This is a genomic window from Alcaligenes sp. YSL9 (assembly GCF_030515105.1).
Lineage (GTDB): Bacteria > Pseudomonadota > Gammaproteobacteria > Burkholderiales > Burkholderiaceae_B > Alcaligenes > Alcaligenes phenolicus.
In genome coordinates this window covers 1,365,087-1,379,789 of the sequence record NZ_JALXJU010000001.1, presented here as the reverse complement: position 1 = coordinate 1,379,789, position 14,703 = coordinate 1,365,087, and the positions used below count along the sequence as shown (strand labels likewise).

Sequence of the window (14,703 nt, the reverse complement as noted above, 5' to 3'; positions counted from 1 at the left end):
AAGGAGAGCATGATGACAGTGACCATGAGCGATCTGTACACATCCCGTACAGAACGAACGGCGGCCATCGTCAGCCGCCAGGAGCCGGTGGTGTATCCGGATCCGGTAGGTAGCCAGCCTTTGAACAAGTCCCAGTTGCGGGAGTACGAGGACAATGGCTTTTTGCTGCTGCCTGATTTGTTCAATGCGCAGGAAGTGCAAGCCTTGCTGGGCAATGTGGAAGCCATGAGCACCGATCCCGGCATCTTGTCGCGTGAAGAAGCGGTGGTGGAAAAGGGCAGTCAGGCCGTGCGCTCGATCTTTCGAGTGCACGAGTTAAGCGAGCTGATTGCCCGCCTGGTGCGCGACCCGCGTGTACTGGATGTGGCCCGCCAGATTCTGGGCTCGGAGGTGTATGTGCATCAGTCCCGTGCCAACCTGAAACCGGGCTTTACCGGCAAGGAGTTTTACTGGCATTCGGATTTCGAGACCTGGCATATCGAAGATGGCATGCCGCAAATGCGCGCCTTAAGTTGCTCGGTGCTGCTGACGGACAATAATGTGTGCAATGGCCCCTTGATGCTGGTGCCGGGCTCACACCGTCAGTTCATCTCCTGCACGGGGCAAACGCCGGACAACCATTACAAGGAGTCCTTGCGCAAGCAGGAGTATGGCGTACCCGATCCGATCAGCCTGCGTTTGCTGGTGGATCAGGGTGGCATTGAAGCCATTACTGCCAAGGCCGGTTCGGTGATCTTTTTTGACTGCAATACCTTGCACGGCTCGGCCAGCAATATCTCGCCTTGGCCACGAGCCAATGTGTTTACGGTCTATAACAGCGTGGAAAACTGCGTGGGTGATCCCAAGCAGGGGCTGACACCCCGTCCTGCGCATGTGGCCACTCGCGGGCAGTTCCCTGTCCTGACGCCGTTGAACGGACCGCTGCTGGAGTCCTAGGCAGAAAGAAGGTCTGCGCCTTGTGCGCAGACCTGGCCGGATAAGACGCTCCCTGGATTTATTTCAGGGGGCGTTTTTTTGTGGGCTCAGGATTGTGAAGAAGAGGGGAGCGGCCAGCGTCTGGGGGCCGGCGTTGGTAAATGACGGGTCTGCACCGTACTGATTGGCCGGTGTTCGGAAAAGCAGTTATCGGAGATGCTCATCAGATATGACTCGGCATGTCCTGGAGTCCTTGTGATGGCTGCTGGACGGGATCAACTGTGTTAATGCACCCAATTAGCAACAATCGCTTATTTATATCCGGGTAATATTGACGTGTTAATATTACCCGGGTAAAAATAGAGCCTTCTTACTTGAAGCTCTGGTTTTGACATGAAAACGACTTACCCCAATACCTACACCAGCTTTATGGGCCACCGCCGTATCGCGTCCGGTCCCATGCTGACCAATGTGTTGGCCGTGAAGAAAGTGCTGGAGAGCCGGGTTAACGATCCCGTGCTGATCTTTGACGATGTGACAGGCCGTTTTGTGGATGTGAACACCCAAGGGACGGACGAAGAGCTGGCGCAACGCTATGCGCCAGTGGATGCTCCTGAAGTAGAGGTCGAGCAGACAGAGGAAGAAGCTCCACGCGGCCGTGGTCGCCCTAAGCTGGGCGTCGTCCCCCGTGAAGTGACCTTGTTGCCACGACATTGGGATTGGCTGGCGACTCAACCCGGAGGGGCATCGGTTGCGCTACGCAAACTGGTTGAAGAAGCTCGCCGTGCCAGCGCCGCCAAAGATCAGCGTCGCCAGGCGCAGGAACGAGCCTATAACTTCATGACGGCAATCGGTGGAGATTTGCCTGGCTTTGAGGAAGCGATGCGAGCCTTGTTTGCTGATGAGCTGGAGCGCTTCAAAACCCTGCTGGCTGACTGGCCGGAAGATGTGCGGGAGCATGCGATCAAGCTGGCTGAAACTCCGGTGACACTTTCGGCCTAACAAGATTTGAGGACAAAGATCATGAATGCCAATCCTGAGCCGCGTGTGTATCTGGAGCCGACACAGGCGTCAGGCCGTGCTTTTGTCATGCGTCATTTGCAGGGCAGCGTCACCATGTTAAATCTGCTGCGCTTTCGCCGTGTGGCGGATTACTGCGCTTGTCCAGAACTGGCTCCTGAAACACCCATCAGTGGAGCAGAGGCGTTTGAGCGATATATCGAACACACTCTGCCATTTCTGCACGCAAGTGGTGGCCAGCTTTTATTTTTGGGTTCTGGCGGGTCATTCTTGATTGGGCCAGAAGCGGAGCGCTGGGATCTGGCCATGCTGGTTCAGCAGCAAAGCGCGGATTCCTTTCTGGCTTTTGCTGATAATACGGACTACTTGAAAGGGCTGGCTCATCGTAGCGCAGCGCTTGAGGATTCCCGCCTGCTGCCTTTGCAGGAGATGGCTACCTTTTCGGCCAAAGCTGCTTAAAGGTGGCTCAGGGCAGAGCCACCTTCAAGTGACGTAGAGCGCAAGTGTTCAAGCCGCCTGAATAAAGTTGCTCAAGAACGCCTGCGTCCGCGCTTCCTGCGGATGGCAGAACACTTGTTCGGGCGGGCCGGATTCCACGATCACGCCTTTATCAAAGAAGCAGACGCGGTCTGAGACTTCCTTGGCAAATTGCATTTCGTGGGTGACCAGCAGAATGGTCAGATCTTGTTCCTGACTCAGCTTTTGAATCACGCCCAGCACTTCGCCCACCAGTTCCGGGTCCAGAGCCGAGGTAGGTTCGTCAAACAGCAGAATATTCGGTTCCATCGCCAGGGCCCGGGCGATGCCCACGCGCTGTTGCTGTCCGCCGGAGAGCTGGCTGGGGAATTTGTCGGCATGGTCGATCAGGCCCACCAGATCCAGATATTTGGTGGCCCGTTCGCGCGCCTGTTCTTTGGACAGGCCCAGCACATGGGTGGGCGCTTCAGTCACATTGCGCATCACCGTCATATGCGGGAACAGGTTGAACTGCTGGAACACCATGCCCATTTCCTTGCGCATCTCGCGCAAGTGGTTCTGGCTGGCGGGCACCAGCTTGTCATCGACCCGCTCGTGCCAGAGGGGTTTGCCCGCTACCGTGATGACACCTTCGTCGATGGTCTCCAGCGTCATCAGAATGCGCAGCACGGTGGATTTACCGGAACCGGAAGGGCCGATGATGGTGACTTTTTCACCTGGTTCCACCTGGAAGTTCAAGGCGTCCAGTACGGTGACATCACCAAATTTCTTGGTGACATTGTCAAATTGAATGATGGGGTTCGTAGAGTCAGTCATCGCAGGGGGATTCCTTGCTTGGGCAAACGCTGGTCCAGCGCTCGTACCCCAGCGGATGCCAGGAGGGTCAGCAGCAGATACAGGCCGCCCACCATGGACAGGGGAATGATGTAGTTAAAGGTACGGTCACCGATAATCTTGGCCACATTCAGAACTTCCAGTACCGATACAACAGAGAGTACAGGCACGTCTTTCATGATGGACACCAGATAATTACCCATGGCCGGAATGATGCGCGGGATGGCCTGGGGCAGAGTGATGACCATAAAGGTACGCAGCGGGGAAATGTCCAGTGCGCGGGCTGCTTCAGTCTGGCCATGGGTAACGGACTCCAGACCGGCTCGGTAGACCTCGGACAGATAGGCGCTGTACTGCACCCCCAGCGCCAGTGCGCCGGTCAGAAAGGCGGGCAGCACAATGCCGTAGTCCGGTAGCACGTAGTACAGGAAAAACAATTGCACCAGCAAAGGCGTGTCGCGCAGGAATTCGGTCAGCACATAGGCGGGCCAGGAAATCAGGCGCAGACGCACACTTTTCAGGCCTGCCAGAATCAGTCCCAAGACAGCCGCAACACCAAAGCCCAGTACGGCGGCCTGGATGGTGACCCATAAGCCTTTAAGCAAAATAGGCAGGATAGACAGCGCAAATGCCCCGTTGCTGCTGGTGTCCCATTCAATACCAAACAGCATGTTCAGCTCCTTTGCGCACGCCAGCGGCCGGTTGCGCGTTCCAGCAATTTCATCAGGACGGTCAGCACCAGTGCCATGCCGAAGTACATCAGCAAGAGCAGGGTATAGATGGTGGTGCTGTCCTGGGTGAAGTTGCGTATTTGTTCAGCTCTGAAGCTCAAGTCGCCCAGGCTGATCAGGGAGACCAGGGCGGTGTCTTTCAGATTTTGTACGGCCAGATTCCCGAAGCTGGGCATCATCTCTGGGATGGCCTGGGGCAGGCTGATGCGCCACAGGGTTTGGCGCTCTGTAAAGTCCAGGGCCTTGGCCGCTTCCAGTTGGGAGTGTGGCACGGCCTGGATGGCACCGCGCACCACTTCGGCACCGTAAGCGCCAATGTTCAGGCCCAGGGCCAGGGTGCCGGCCACGACCGGGTCCAGACGCCAGTCCAGCCCCATGGACTCGCCCAGAATAGGCAGGGCAAAGTACAGCCAGAACAGCTGTACCAATAAAGAGGTGCCGCGAAAAACTTCAATAATCGTGACGGACAGCGAGCGCAAGGCGACCGAGTGGGACAGCCTGCCTATGCCCAGGGCAAAGGAGGCGATGGCTCCCACCACGGTTGAATACAGGGTGAGCTGTATGGTGACCCAGGCTCCGTCCATCAGGGCCGAGCTGTAACTTAACCAATCCATATCAGGTTCCAGACAAGGGCAGGCGGTACACCTTCAGTGCGCTGTCGGCCTTTGGAAGGGGCCGCGCAGGCCCGTGCGGCCGCCTTACCCGCAGGTGAAGGATCAGGCTTTACACAGCTGTTCCGTGGATTTCTCAAACGAGTGCTTGGCGTCTTCTTCGGTAAAGCCGTGTTTGCTCAGGATGGCTTTCCATTCATCGGTTTTCTTGAATTCGGCCAGTTCCTTGTTCACGGCGTCGCGCAGGTCTTCGGATTCCTTGGCAAAGGCAAAGCCGCCCCAGCTACGAACCGGGTTGCCATCAATGATGGGGTCCTTGAACTCGGCGGCCAGCTCGACTTTGCCGCCCCCTTTGGAGGCCAGATCACTGGCGGTCTGGCCAGTTGCGGCATAGGCATCGGCACGGCCGGTTGCCACGGTGGAGATCGCATCCGCGTTGTTGGAAATAGTGATCATGCGGTTATCGGGCACGCCCAGGGCCTGCATCATTTCCAGTTGATCGGCACCGGCCATGATGGCGATCTTGTGATCAGTCTTGGCGAAGTCTTCGTACGAGTGAATGTTCTTGGGGTTGCCCTTGGCGACCAGCAGGCCTTCACCGTAGGAGCTGTTGGGCTCGGAGAACAGCACGGTATTGCAACGTTGCGGCAGGATGGCCATTTCGGCGGCCACCATATCAAAGCGTTTGGCTTGCAGGCCGGGGATCAGGGAACCGAAGTTGGCGGTTTCCCATTTGATTTCTTTGACGCCCAGACGCTCCATGATGGCCTGGGCCACTTCGGGGCCAGCGCCTTGGGCTTTGCCGGACATGTCCATGTATCCGTACGGAATTTCATTAGCAACGGCGACGCGAATCACGCCGCGCTCTTTGACTTGTTCCAGCGTGACTGCCTGGGCGCTGGAGGCGGCAGCCAGGGTGCCCAGCAGGGCAAAGGCCAACGCGCAGAGGGGCTTGGATTGTAGTTTCATCATGAGTCCTTTTCTCGCCTATACCATTTCGTTATAAATGATTTGTTTTACGAAAGATTTGCAGAGAAATCATAGCTTATAAAATCATTCGTACTCAAATTAAATGTATAGAAACTATCGAGTAAAGGGTCTGCTTAGCCTTTCTATATAAGGAAAGTGGCAGGTCTTAGGGAAAATGCGTGGTGTCTTGAGTACGTGTTTTCACTATGCTCCCAAGGATTAAAGAGCGCTTGTCCTCTCAAAAGCGCCTGGCTTATGCCTACCCCAGATTGATTCATGAATGAGTTCGGCGCGTCTTCGGGCGCGCCGACACCCTTTTGGAAAGTGCGCTTTGGCGCGCTTTCAAACCCTGCCGGTTCGGGAAATGCACGGTACCAAACGACTGTGCTGACCCCGCAAGAACGCCTGCCACACTCGGTATTGCGTCTCTTGTGCAGGCAGCTGGCGACTTCTTCAGATCAGAAGCGCGGCCAGAAGAAAAAGTTGGTGACAGGCTTACTTAATGCAAAATCGTGGAGGCTCTATGAGCAGAGAAGAGGACGGTTTTATAAAACAGCATCTGATTTGGGTGCTGGTTGCGGTGCTGGGGGCCTTTGCCCTGGGAACGGTGGCACTAAGCCGGGGGGAGAGCATCAATGCTCTATGGATCGTAGTCGCCGCAGTCTGCGTCTATTTAATTGCCTATCGTTATTACAGCCGTTTCATTGCTCGCAAGGTTTTTGAGCTGGACGCGACCCGCATGACGCCAGCGTGGCGTCATAACGATGGTCTGGACTACGTACCGACTAATAAACACGTGCTTTTTGGGCACCATTTTGCCGCCATTGCAGGGGCTGGCCCTTTGGTCGGGCCAGTGCTGGCTGCGCAAATGGGTTATCTGCCCGGCATGCTCTGGATTCTGGCCGGTGTGGTGTTTGCGGGGGCGGTGCAGGACTTCACGGTTCTGTTCATCTCCATGCGCCGCGACGGGCGCTCGCTGGGGGATCTGATCAAGTCCGAACTGGGCACGGTGCCCGGTGTGATTGCCTTGTTTGGCGCCTTCATGATCATGGTCATCATTCTGGCTGTGCTGGCGCTGATAGTGGTCAAGGCCCTGATCAATTCGCCATGGGGCACCTTCACGGTGGCAGCGACGATTCCGCTGGCTATCTTCATGGGGATTTATCTGCGCTTCCTGAGGCCGGGTCGTATTGGCGAGGTCTCGGTGATCGGGCTGATCTTCCTGCTGGCTGCGATTGTCTATGGTCAGAACGTGGCGGCCCACCCGACCTGGGGGCCCTTCTTCACCCTGAATGGCGAGGAGCTGACCTGGGCGCTGATTATTTACGGCTTTATTGCTGCTGTGCTGCCCGTGTGGCTGCTGCTGGCTCCGCGTGACTATCTGTCCACCTTCCTGAAAATTGGCACGATTGTGGGTCTGGCCATCGGGATTGTGATTGTGGCGCCCGAGCTGAAAATGCCAGCGACTACCAAGTTTATTGATGGCACAGGCCCGGTCTGGTCCGGCAGCTTGTTCCCCTTCCTGTTCATTACCATTGCTTGCGGTGCCGTGTCCGGTTTCCACGCTTTGATTTCCTCGGGCACCACGCCCAAGATGATCGAAAACGAAACCCAGGCGCGCTATATCGGCTATGGCGGTATGTTGATGGAGTCCTTTGTAGCCATCATGGCCCTGGTTGCGGCTTGCGTGATCGAGCCGGGCATTTACTACGCCATGAACAGCCCAGCCGCCTTGATTGGCACCACGCCTGAGCAGGCCGCGCAAGTGGTGTCCAGCTGGGGCTTCCTGATTACTCCCGCTGATCTGACCCAAATGGCCAGCGACGTGGGTGAAAACAGCATTATTTCCCGTGCCGGTGGGGCTCCTACCCTGGCGGTGGGCATGGCCTTCATCTTGCATAACGTCATCGGCGGGCCGGCGATGATGAGCTTCTGGTATCACTTCGCCATTCTGTTTGAGGCCCTGTTCATTCTGACGGCGGTAGATGCCGGTACTCGTGCAGGCCGCTTCATGCTGCAAGACTTGATGGGTACTTTTGTGCCGGGCTTGCGGCGTACGGAGTCGCTGGTCGCCAACTTGATTGCCACATCCTTGTGCGTGGCGGCGTGGGGCTACTTCCTGTATCAGGGTGTGGTCGATCCACTGGGTGGTATCAACACCTTGTGGCCTTTGTTCGGTATTGCCAACCAGATGCTGGCAGCGGTGGCATTGGTATTGGGTACGGTGGTGCTCTTCAAGATGAAGAAAGACCGCTACGCATGGGTGACCGTGGTTCCCACTATCTGGCTGCTGATTTGCACGCTGGTGGCAGGCTTTCAGAAAATGTTCCACCCCGACCCCAAGATTGGCTTTTTGGCCCACGCCAAGGTTTATCAAAAAGGTCTGGCGGAACAAACTGTCATGGCGCCGGCCAAATCTCTGGAGCAGATGCAACAGGTGATTTTCAACGATTACGTGAACTCCACCTTGTGCGGTCTGTTCATCTTTGTGGTCTTGAGCATGGTGTTCTTTGGCATCCGTTGCGTGCTGAAAGCACGTCGCAGCACGGAGCCGCATTCTGCCGAGACTCCGTACGAGCCATTGCCGGCTCAAGCGGCAGCAGGAGCTTGATATGAAAGGATTATTGACAGGAGCCATTTCGCGCAGTGCCCAGGCAGGGCGGGGCACCGGGCGTTATCTGGCCACAACCTTGCGTCTGATGGTGGGCGTGCCTGATTACGAAACCTATCTGAATCATATGCGGGTGAACCACCCGGATCAGAAACCGATGGAGTACGCCGAGTTTTTCCGGGAGAGACAGCAAGCCCGGTACGGTGGCAAAGGGCGTATAGCCTGCTGCTAAATTAGGCGGCTAAGGGCCAGAACCCAGTGTTCTGGCCCTTTTGCATTTGTGCCTGGCAGTGTGTCATCAGGTTTGTATGTAGATGTAAAAATAAGACAAACAAGGCATCTAAACGATTTATCGTGGTTTTTCGCGATAACACGAAACAAAAGGGCCAATAAAAAACTCAAAACGAAACAATGATTTCGTTTGATGCTGTTTTTTAGTGCCATGTTGGTATAAATATTTTGTTGTTCAGCGTTTTTGTGGATGAATCTTGCTGGTTTTGTTGGCGGCGCGTCAGGAACTGTGTTAGGATTTTTCCCATGACTTTCGCAACCCCCGTTTTCTTCTTTTATTTTTATGCTTTTCCGATGCCGCTGGTGGAGGAAAGGACGGGTTGCACCAAACACAAGTAAGACCTAAATCCTGAAATAAGCCGCCAGCATAGACCGGGCGGCTTTTTTTTCGTTTGCCCCCGGACCTGGCAAACCAACTGGAGTTCAATCGTGTCGCACAATACTGATGATTTACGGATTCGTGAAATTAAGGAGCTGTCTCCCCCATCCCATGTGATGCGCGAGTTCCCGTGTACCTCTGCTGTATCGACGACGGTTCACAAGGCCCGCCGCAGCATTCACAAGATCCTTCACGAACGCGATGATCGTCTGGTGGTCGTGGTGGGTCCTTGTTCCATCCACGATACCGAAGCCGCCATGGACTACGCGCGTCGCCTGACGGTCGAGCGCAAGCGTTTTGCCCCCGAGCTGGAAATTGTGATGCGCGTGTACTTCGAAAAGCCACGTACCACCGTGGGCTGGAAAGGGCTGATCAACGACCCCTTCATGGATGGCAGCTTCAACATCAATCAGGGTTTGCGTACGGCGCGTGAATTGCTGCTGGCCGTCAACCAGCTGGATTTGCCCGCTGGCTGCGAGTTCCTGGACATGATTACTCCCCAGTACATTGCTGATCTGGTTTCCTGGGGCGCCATTGGTGCTCGCACGACAGAGAGCCAGGTTCACCGTGAACTGTCCTCCGGATTGTCCTGCCCCGTCGGCTTCAAGAATGGCACGGATGGCAATATCCGTATTGCTCTGGACGCGATCAAGGCCGCTTCCCAGCCTCACCATTTCCTGTCGGTCACCAAGGGCGGTCACTCCGCCATTGTGTCCACCGTGGGCAATAACGATTGCCACGTGATTTTGCGCGGTGGCAAGACGCCGAACTACGACGCTGAAAACGTTGAGGCAACCAGCCAGGCCATGATCAAGGCCGGCATGGTGCCGCGTGTGATGGTCGATGCCAGCCACGCCAACAGTAATAAAGACTACCGCCGTCAGCCCGAAGTGCTGGCCGATGTTGCTGGTCAGATCTCGGGCGGCGATATGCGTATCTGCGGCGTGATGATCGAAAGCCATCTGGTAGGCGGCCGTCAGGACGTGGTGGAAGGCAAGCCTTTGACCTACGGCCAAAGCATTACCGACGGTTGCATCGATTGGGATGACACGGTGGTGGTTCTGGAAAAACTGGCTGAAGCGGTGCGTCAGCGTCGTCAGGCACGAGTCGCTCTTGAAGAGGGGGCACTTAGCCACTCATAATAGGGTTTTGCCTTTTTGGAATGCTCATGAATGCTCCCGGTCATGCCGACCTAGCGCGGCGCCCTTTACCTGAAGGTTTTGTAGAAGACTTGCAGGCTCAGTTCCAAGAGCGTTGCTCGCTTTCTCACGCTGTGCGTGAACACCATGGACGGGATGAATCGCCGTATCCACCCATGCTGCCTGATGTGGTTGTTTTTGCTCGCAGCACAGAAGAAGTGGCCTGGGTGGCACGTCATTGTCATGAACACCATGTGCCCCTGATTCCTTACGGGGCTGGTTCCTCGCTGGAAGGGCATTTTCTGGCGATTCAAGGTGGCGTCAGCCTGGACTTGTCCGGCATGGATGAGATCGTGGCGATTAATGCCGAAGATTTCACCGCCACAGTGCAAGCTGGCGTGACACGCATGGCCTTGAACGAGCACATCCGTGATACGGGCTTGTTTTTCCCCATCGACCCCGGTGCGGATGCCAGCCTGGGCGGGATGGCCGCAACGCGTGCGTCGGGTACCAATGCCGTGCGTTACGGCACCATGCGCGAAAACGTCCTGACTTTAAAGGTTGTGACGGCAGATGGCCGCATTATTGATACGGCTAACCGTGCCAAGAAATCCTCTGCCGGTTACGACCTGACCCGCTTGTTCATCGGTAGCGAAGGCACGCTGGGCATCATTACCGAAGTGACGGTGCGTCTGTACCCGCAGCCCGAAGCCATTTCGGCGGCTATCTGTAATTTCCCCGATCTGCGCTCTGCCGTGCAAAGCGTGATCGAGGTCATTCAAATGGGTATCCCGATTGCGCGTGTCGAATTCATGGATACGGCCGCCGTACGTGCCACCAATGCCTACAGCAAGCTGACGCTGAAAGAGTCGCCCTTGCTGCTGTTTGAATTCCACGGCAGCCCCAGCGGTGTGCAGGAGCAGGCTCAGGTGGTTCAGGAAATCACCCGTGATAACGGCGGCATGGATTTTGAGTGGGCCGATAAGGCCGAGGATCGTTCCCGCTTGTGGACGGCGCGACACAATGCCTACTTTGCCGGTTTGCAACTGCGTCCCGGCTGCCGCTCCAGCACCACGGACGTTTGTGTTCCCATTTCCGCTTTGGCAGAGTGTGTGGCAGAAACTGCGGCCGATATGGATCAGGCTCCGTTCCCGTACACCATCGTGGGTCACGTGGGCGATGGCAACTTCCACGTCCTGATGCTGCTGGACGCCGATAGTCAGGAAGAGTGGGACGAGTCCGAGCGCTTGAACCATCGTCTGGTAGAGCGTGCCATTGCCATGCAGGGCACCTGCACCGGCGAACACGGTGTGGGCTTGCACAAGATGGAGTTCATGCTGGCCGAGCACGGTCAGGATGCACTGGATGTAATGAGCAGCATCAAGCAGGCGCTGGATCCTCGCAACATCATGAATCCCGGCAAGATGTTGCCCCCGCGTCCTCTGGACTGATCGCGCTTGAGCCACACTTGAGCCGCCCTGAAAGCCCGGACCGCGTGTTCGGGCTTTTTATTTGTGTCCTGGGCAGCACAGTTTTCCAGAAACCCCAAGCACTGGCGATGTCTGCCTGTACATGCGTCAGCGCAGGCGTACAATGCCTTTTTTAGTTAGTCAGGTGCGTGCCAGACCATCGGTCTGCTTGCTGCGGCACCTCTCATCATCACTGCAATGACTATTTCCACCAAAAAAGGTCGCGTCGTTATCGGAATGTCCGGCGGCGTGGACTCCTCTGTCTCGGCCTGGCTGCTTAAAGAGCAAGGCTATGAAGTCGTGGGCCTGTTCATGAAGAACTGGGAAGACGACGATGACTCCGAATTTTGCTCTTCGCGCCAGGATTGGCTGGACGCGGCCAGCGTGGCCGATCTGGTCGGGGTCGAGATCGAGGCGGTCAACTTCGCTGCGGAATATAAGGACCGCGTGTTTGCGGAGTTCTTGCGGGAATATTCGGCAGGTCGCACCCCGAATCCCGATGTTCTGTGCAATGCGGAAATCAAATTCAAGGCCTTTCTGGATCACGCCATGACCTTGGGCGCCGACTGGATTGCCACCGGCCATTACGCCCGTGTGCGTGGCGTGCCCATCGCCGGGGGCGGCACCGACTATCAATTGTTGAAAGGTCTGGATGCTTCCAAGGATCAAAGTTATTTTCTGCACCGCCTGAACCAGGCGCAGCTGTCGCGCACCTTGTTCCCCTTGGGCGAGATCAACAAGCAGGAAGTACGCCGTATTGCCGAGGAACTGAAGCTGCCCAATGCGGCTAAAAAAGACTCGACCGGCATTTGCTTTATTGGTGAGCGTCCTTTCCGCGAGTTCCTGAATCGCTATCTGCCCACTCAACCCGGTCCTATCAAAACACCGGAAGGCCAGGTATTGGGTCAGCACGTGGGTCTGGCTTTCCACACCTATGGTCAGCGCAAGGGTTTGGGCATTGGTGGTGTCAAGGGCAAGCAGCGCGAAGACGGTACCGCCGACGCCTGGTATGCCGCCCGCAAGGATCTGGCCACGAACACGCTGTATGTGGTGCAAGGGCACGATCACCCCTGGCTGTTGCAGTCTGAATTGAAGGCCGAGCAGACCAGTTGGGTAGCAGGCCATCCGCCAGCGCTGGGCCCGATCCATGCCAAGACCCGTTATCGCCAGGCCGATGCGGCCTGCACGATCCTGGCTGCCGAAGGCGACAGCCTGTCTCTTCATTTTGATCAGCCCCAATGGGCCGTAACGCCGGGCCAATCCGTGGTCCTGTACGACGGTGACCGCTGCCTGGGCGGCGGCATTATTCAATAAGAGGCGGGCATGGATCCCATTCTTGTCATCAGTTTGCTGGTGCTGGGTGCCGGTATTGGTTTGGCCGCCGGGCTGCTGGGGATTGGCGGAGGCATGATTCTGGTGCCGTTCCTGACTTTCCTGCTACCGCTGTTTGGTGTGCCGCAAGAGCTGGCCGTGCATGCTTCCATTGCCACGGCCATGGCCACGATTCTGTTCACCTCCTTGTCCAGTGTGAGGGCGCACCATAAACATGGTGCCATTCGCTGGGATGTGGTCAAGGTCATGGTGCCCGGCCTGATCCTGGGCGGGCTGCTGTCGGGCGGCGCGATTTTTGCCATGATCAACAGCACGGCGCTGGCGATTGTGTTCGGTGTGTTCGTCCTGTATTCGGCCTCCAAAATGGCACGCAAGTCGGCCCCGGTGCAAGGCCGCTCCCTGCCTGCTCCATTCTGGATTGCTGCCATGGGAGCCTTGATCGGTTTCGTGTCCGGTCTGCTGGGGGCGGGTGGGGCCTTCTTGTCTGTCCCCTTCATGCTGCGCGGCAATGTGCCTGTGCGGCAGGCCGTCGCTACCTCGGCCGCCTTGGGCTTTTTCATTGCTCTGGCCAATAGCGTGGGTTATATCTGGTCCGGGCAGGCCACCTTTGGCAGCCACCCCGGCATGATTGGTTTTATCTACTGGCCGGCCTTGTTGATTGTTTCGGCCACCAGTATTTGTACCGCCCCCCTGGGGGCCAGTCTGGCCCACAAGATCGATCAGGTGACGCTCAAGCGCATCTTTGCTGGCATGTTGACTGTGCTGGCGATCTACATGATTACGCAGGCCATCACACAGGCTTGATGTTTTCTGGCTGGACTTTGCCATACGCACAGTCCAGTCCATTCAGTTCGGTTTCTTCTGCCGGCTCAAAAACTCCCCCAGCTGCCCATTGAATTGCTGTCCGTAGCGCAGTCATTGCCTGCTCGCTTTGCGGTAGTGTGCTGCCGTAAGCATGAAATTCGTGCGTCATATCCGGCCAGACATCCAGCCGTATATTGGCCCCTTGCTTGTGCGCCTCTCGGGCAAAATCCCGGATCATGTCGACCAGAATTTCCTTGCCGCCTGCCTGAATGTAGATGGGGGCCAGATAGCGCAGATCCTGTGCAATGGGCGAGAGCCGATCATCACTCCAGGGGCCGTTGCCCTTTAGCCATTGACCGTATTGCAGCGTTTGATAGCCCTGCACCATATCGTAGCGATCATGACCAAACTGGCTGGCGCCGCGTCGTCCTATATCCGTCCAGGGGCTTAGTGCCAAGGCCAGAGAAGGTTGGGGCAGTCCCGCTTGACGCAGGCCGACCAAGCTCATCAGCACCAGGTGTCCGCCTGCCGAGTCGCCTGCCAGGACAATATCCTGGGCGGGGATTCCACGTCCAAGCAGATAGCGGTAGGCGTCTAGCGCATCTTCCTGTTGGGCCGGGTGAGGGTGCTCCGGGGTCAGGCGGTAGTCCACGGCGAAGATGGGTATTTGCAGCTTGTAGGCCAGCAGACGAATGAAGTGGCGCGACACGATTGGGTAGAAAGCATAGCCGCCGCCATGAAAGTACAAGATGGTTTTGCTGCTGTTCGGGCGATCTGGAATGAACCAGTCACCCCGTGGTTCTGGGGACGTGCTGGCCTGCATCTGGACGGGCAAGTCCGGTTCGGCAATCGTGTACAGGCTGTCGAAATAGGCGCGGCCTTCAGCTATGGTTGGCAAGCGGAAGGCGTGGTTGAACTGCTTGCGATAGAACAGGGTGGCGATTTCAAAAGGCACGGACCAGCCGGGCACTAGCGGCTTGGCGATGATACGTCGAGCCAGTACGTCTATGGTGGTGGCCCAGAGGGTGAGGGCGCTTCGGCAACGATGAGACCAGGATCCTTGCAAGATAGTTTTGGGCATAAAAGGGCGGGGCTGAAGTAGGATAAAAGGACTTTCAGTG

At 56.7% G+C, this 14,703-nt stretch carries 14 protein-coding genes; 9 read left to right on the top strand and 5 right to left on the bottom strand.

From position 1 onward, the window contains the following. The first annotated feature begins 12 nt into the window (after window positions 1–12). The 3 genes from thpD to M2Q46_RS06415 all read left to right on the top strand — a co-directional run bounded on the left by thpD (window position 13) and on the right by M2Q46_RS06415 (window position 2,394). The gene (gene thpD / locus M2Q46_RS06425; RefSeq protein ID WP_035272589.1) at window positions 13–936 is read left to right on the top strand and encodes an ectoine hydroxylase; all 924 of its coding nucleotides are present in this window, start codon (window positions 13–15) and stop codon (window positions 934–936) included. 372 nt (window positions 937–1,308) lie between these two features. After that, window positions 1,309–1,917 (top strand): DUF2239 family protein, encoded by a 609-nt coding sequence (locus tag M2Q46_RS06420; protein ID WP_302356926.1) that lies wholly within the window; start codon window positions 1,309–1,311, stop codon window positions 1,915–1,917. A 21-nt stretch (window positions 1,918–1,938) separates the two neighbouring features. Beyond that, complete coding sequence (locus M2Q46_RS06415) at window positions 1,939–2,394, top strand: hypothetical protein (RefSeq protein ID WP_060186905.1); 456 nt, start codon at window positions 1,939–1,941, stop codon at window positions 2,392–2,394. A 48-nt stretch (window positions 2,395–2,442) separates the two neighbouring features. On the opposite strand, the gene ehuA is transcribed toward M2Q46_RS06415, so the two are convergent. The 4 genes from ehuA to ehuB all read right to left on the bottom strand — a co-directional run bounded on the left by ehuA (window position 2,443) and on the right by ehuB (window position 5,560). Then, entirely contained in the window at window positions 2,443–3,228 is a 786-nt protein-coding gene (gene ehuA, locus M2Q46_RS06410; protein WP_009456195.1) for an ectoine/hydroxyectoine ABC transporter ATP-binding protein EhuA, read from the bottom strand. Then, window positions 3,225–3,917 (bottom strand): ectoine/hydroxyectoine ABC transporter permease subunit EhuD, encoded by a 693-nt coding sequence (gene ehuD / locus M2Q46_RS06405; RefSeq protein ID WP_083053302.1) that lies wholly within the window; start codon window positions 3,915–3,917, stop codon window positions 3,225–3,227. The genes ehuA and ehuD overlap by 4 nt, the downstream gene beginning before the upstream one ends. 2 nt (window positions 3,918–3,919) lie before the next feature. Continuing rightward, entirely contained in the window at window positions 3,920–4,591 is a 672-nt protein-coding gene (gene ehuC, locus M2Q46_RS06400) for an ectoine/hydroxyectoine ABC transporter permease subunit EhuC (RefSeq protein ID WP_009456199.1), read from the bottom strand. A gap of 102 nt (window positions 4,592–4,693) precedes the next feature. Continuing rightward, window positions 4,694–5,560 (bottom strand): ectoine/hydroxyectoine ABC transporter substrate-binding protein EhuB, encoded by an 867-nt coding sequence (gene ehuB / locus M2Q46_RS06395; protein ID WP_035272602.1) that lies wholly within the window; start codon window positions 5,558–5,560, stop codon window positions 4,694–4,696. 520 nt (window positions 5,561–6,080) lie between these two features. Between ehuB and M2Q46_RS06390 the strand changes: the two genes are divergently transcribed. From M2Q46_RS06390 to M2Q46_RS06365, 6 genes are all read left to right on the top strand, one after another. Next, on the top strand, window positions 6,081–8,168 hold the full coding sequence (locus M2Q46_RS06390) for a carbon starvation CstA family protein (RefSeq protein WP_302356924.1): 2,088 nt from the start codon (window positions 6,081–6,083) through the stop codon (window positions 8,166–8,168). Window position 8,169: 1 nt separating this feature from the next. Next, window positions 8,170–8,400 carry a YbdD/YjiX family protein gene (locus M2Q46_RS06385; protein ID WP_009456207.1) on the top strand — a complete coding sequence of 77 codons (231 nt, stop codon included), beginning with the start codon at window positions 8,170–8,172 and terminating at the stop codon, window positions 8,398–8,400. Window positions 8,401–8,885: 485 nt separating this feature from the next. Further along, window positions 8,886–9,980 (top strand): 3-deoxy-7-phosphoheptulonate synthase AroG, encoded by a 1,095-nt coding sequence (aroG, locus tag M2Q46_RS06380; protein WP_269465265.1) that lies wholly within the window; start codon window positions 8,886–8,888, stop codon window positions 9,978–9,980. A gap of 26 nt (window positions 9,981–10,006) precedes the next feature. Beyond that, on the top strand, window positions 10,007–11,428 hold the full coding sequence (locus M2Q46_RS06375; protein WP_302356922.1) for an FAD-binding oxidoreductase: 1,422 nt from the start codon (window positions 10,007–10,009) through the stop codon (window positions 11,426–11,428). Window positions 11,429–11,644: 216 nt separating this feature from the next. Continuing rightward, a complete protein-coding gene (gene mnmA / locus M2Q46_RS06370) occupies window positions 11,645–12,760 on the top strand; it encodes a tRNA 2-thiouridine(34) synthase MnmA (protein WP_302356920.1) in 1,116 nt (371 codons plus the stop codon). A gap of 9 nt (window positions 12,761–12,769) precedes the next feature. Continuing rightward, window positions 12,770–13,582: a sulfite exporter TauE/SafE family protein gene (locus M2Q46_RS06365; RefSeq protein ID WP_009456212.1), complete on the top strand. Its 813-nt coding sequence runs from the start codon at window positions 12,770–12,772 to the stop codon at window positions 13,580–13,582. Here the strand turns inward: M2Q46_RS06365 and M2Q46_RS06360 are convergent. Then, window positions 13,569–14,663, bottom strand: a complete 1,095-nt coding sequence (locus M2Q46_RS06360) for an alpha/beta hydrolase (protein ID WP_239054468.1) — start codon at window positions 14,661–14,663, stop codon at window positions 13,569–13,571. The genes M2Q46_RS06365 and M2Q46_RS06360 overlap by 14 nt on opposite strands. Window positions 14,664–14,703: the final 40 nt, after the last annotated feature.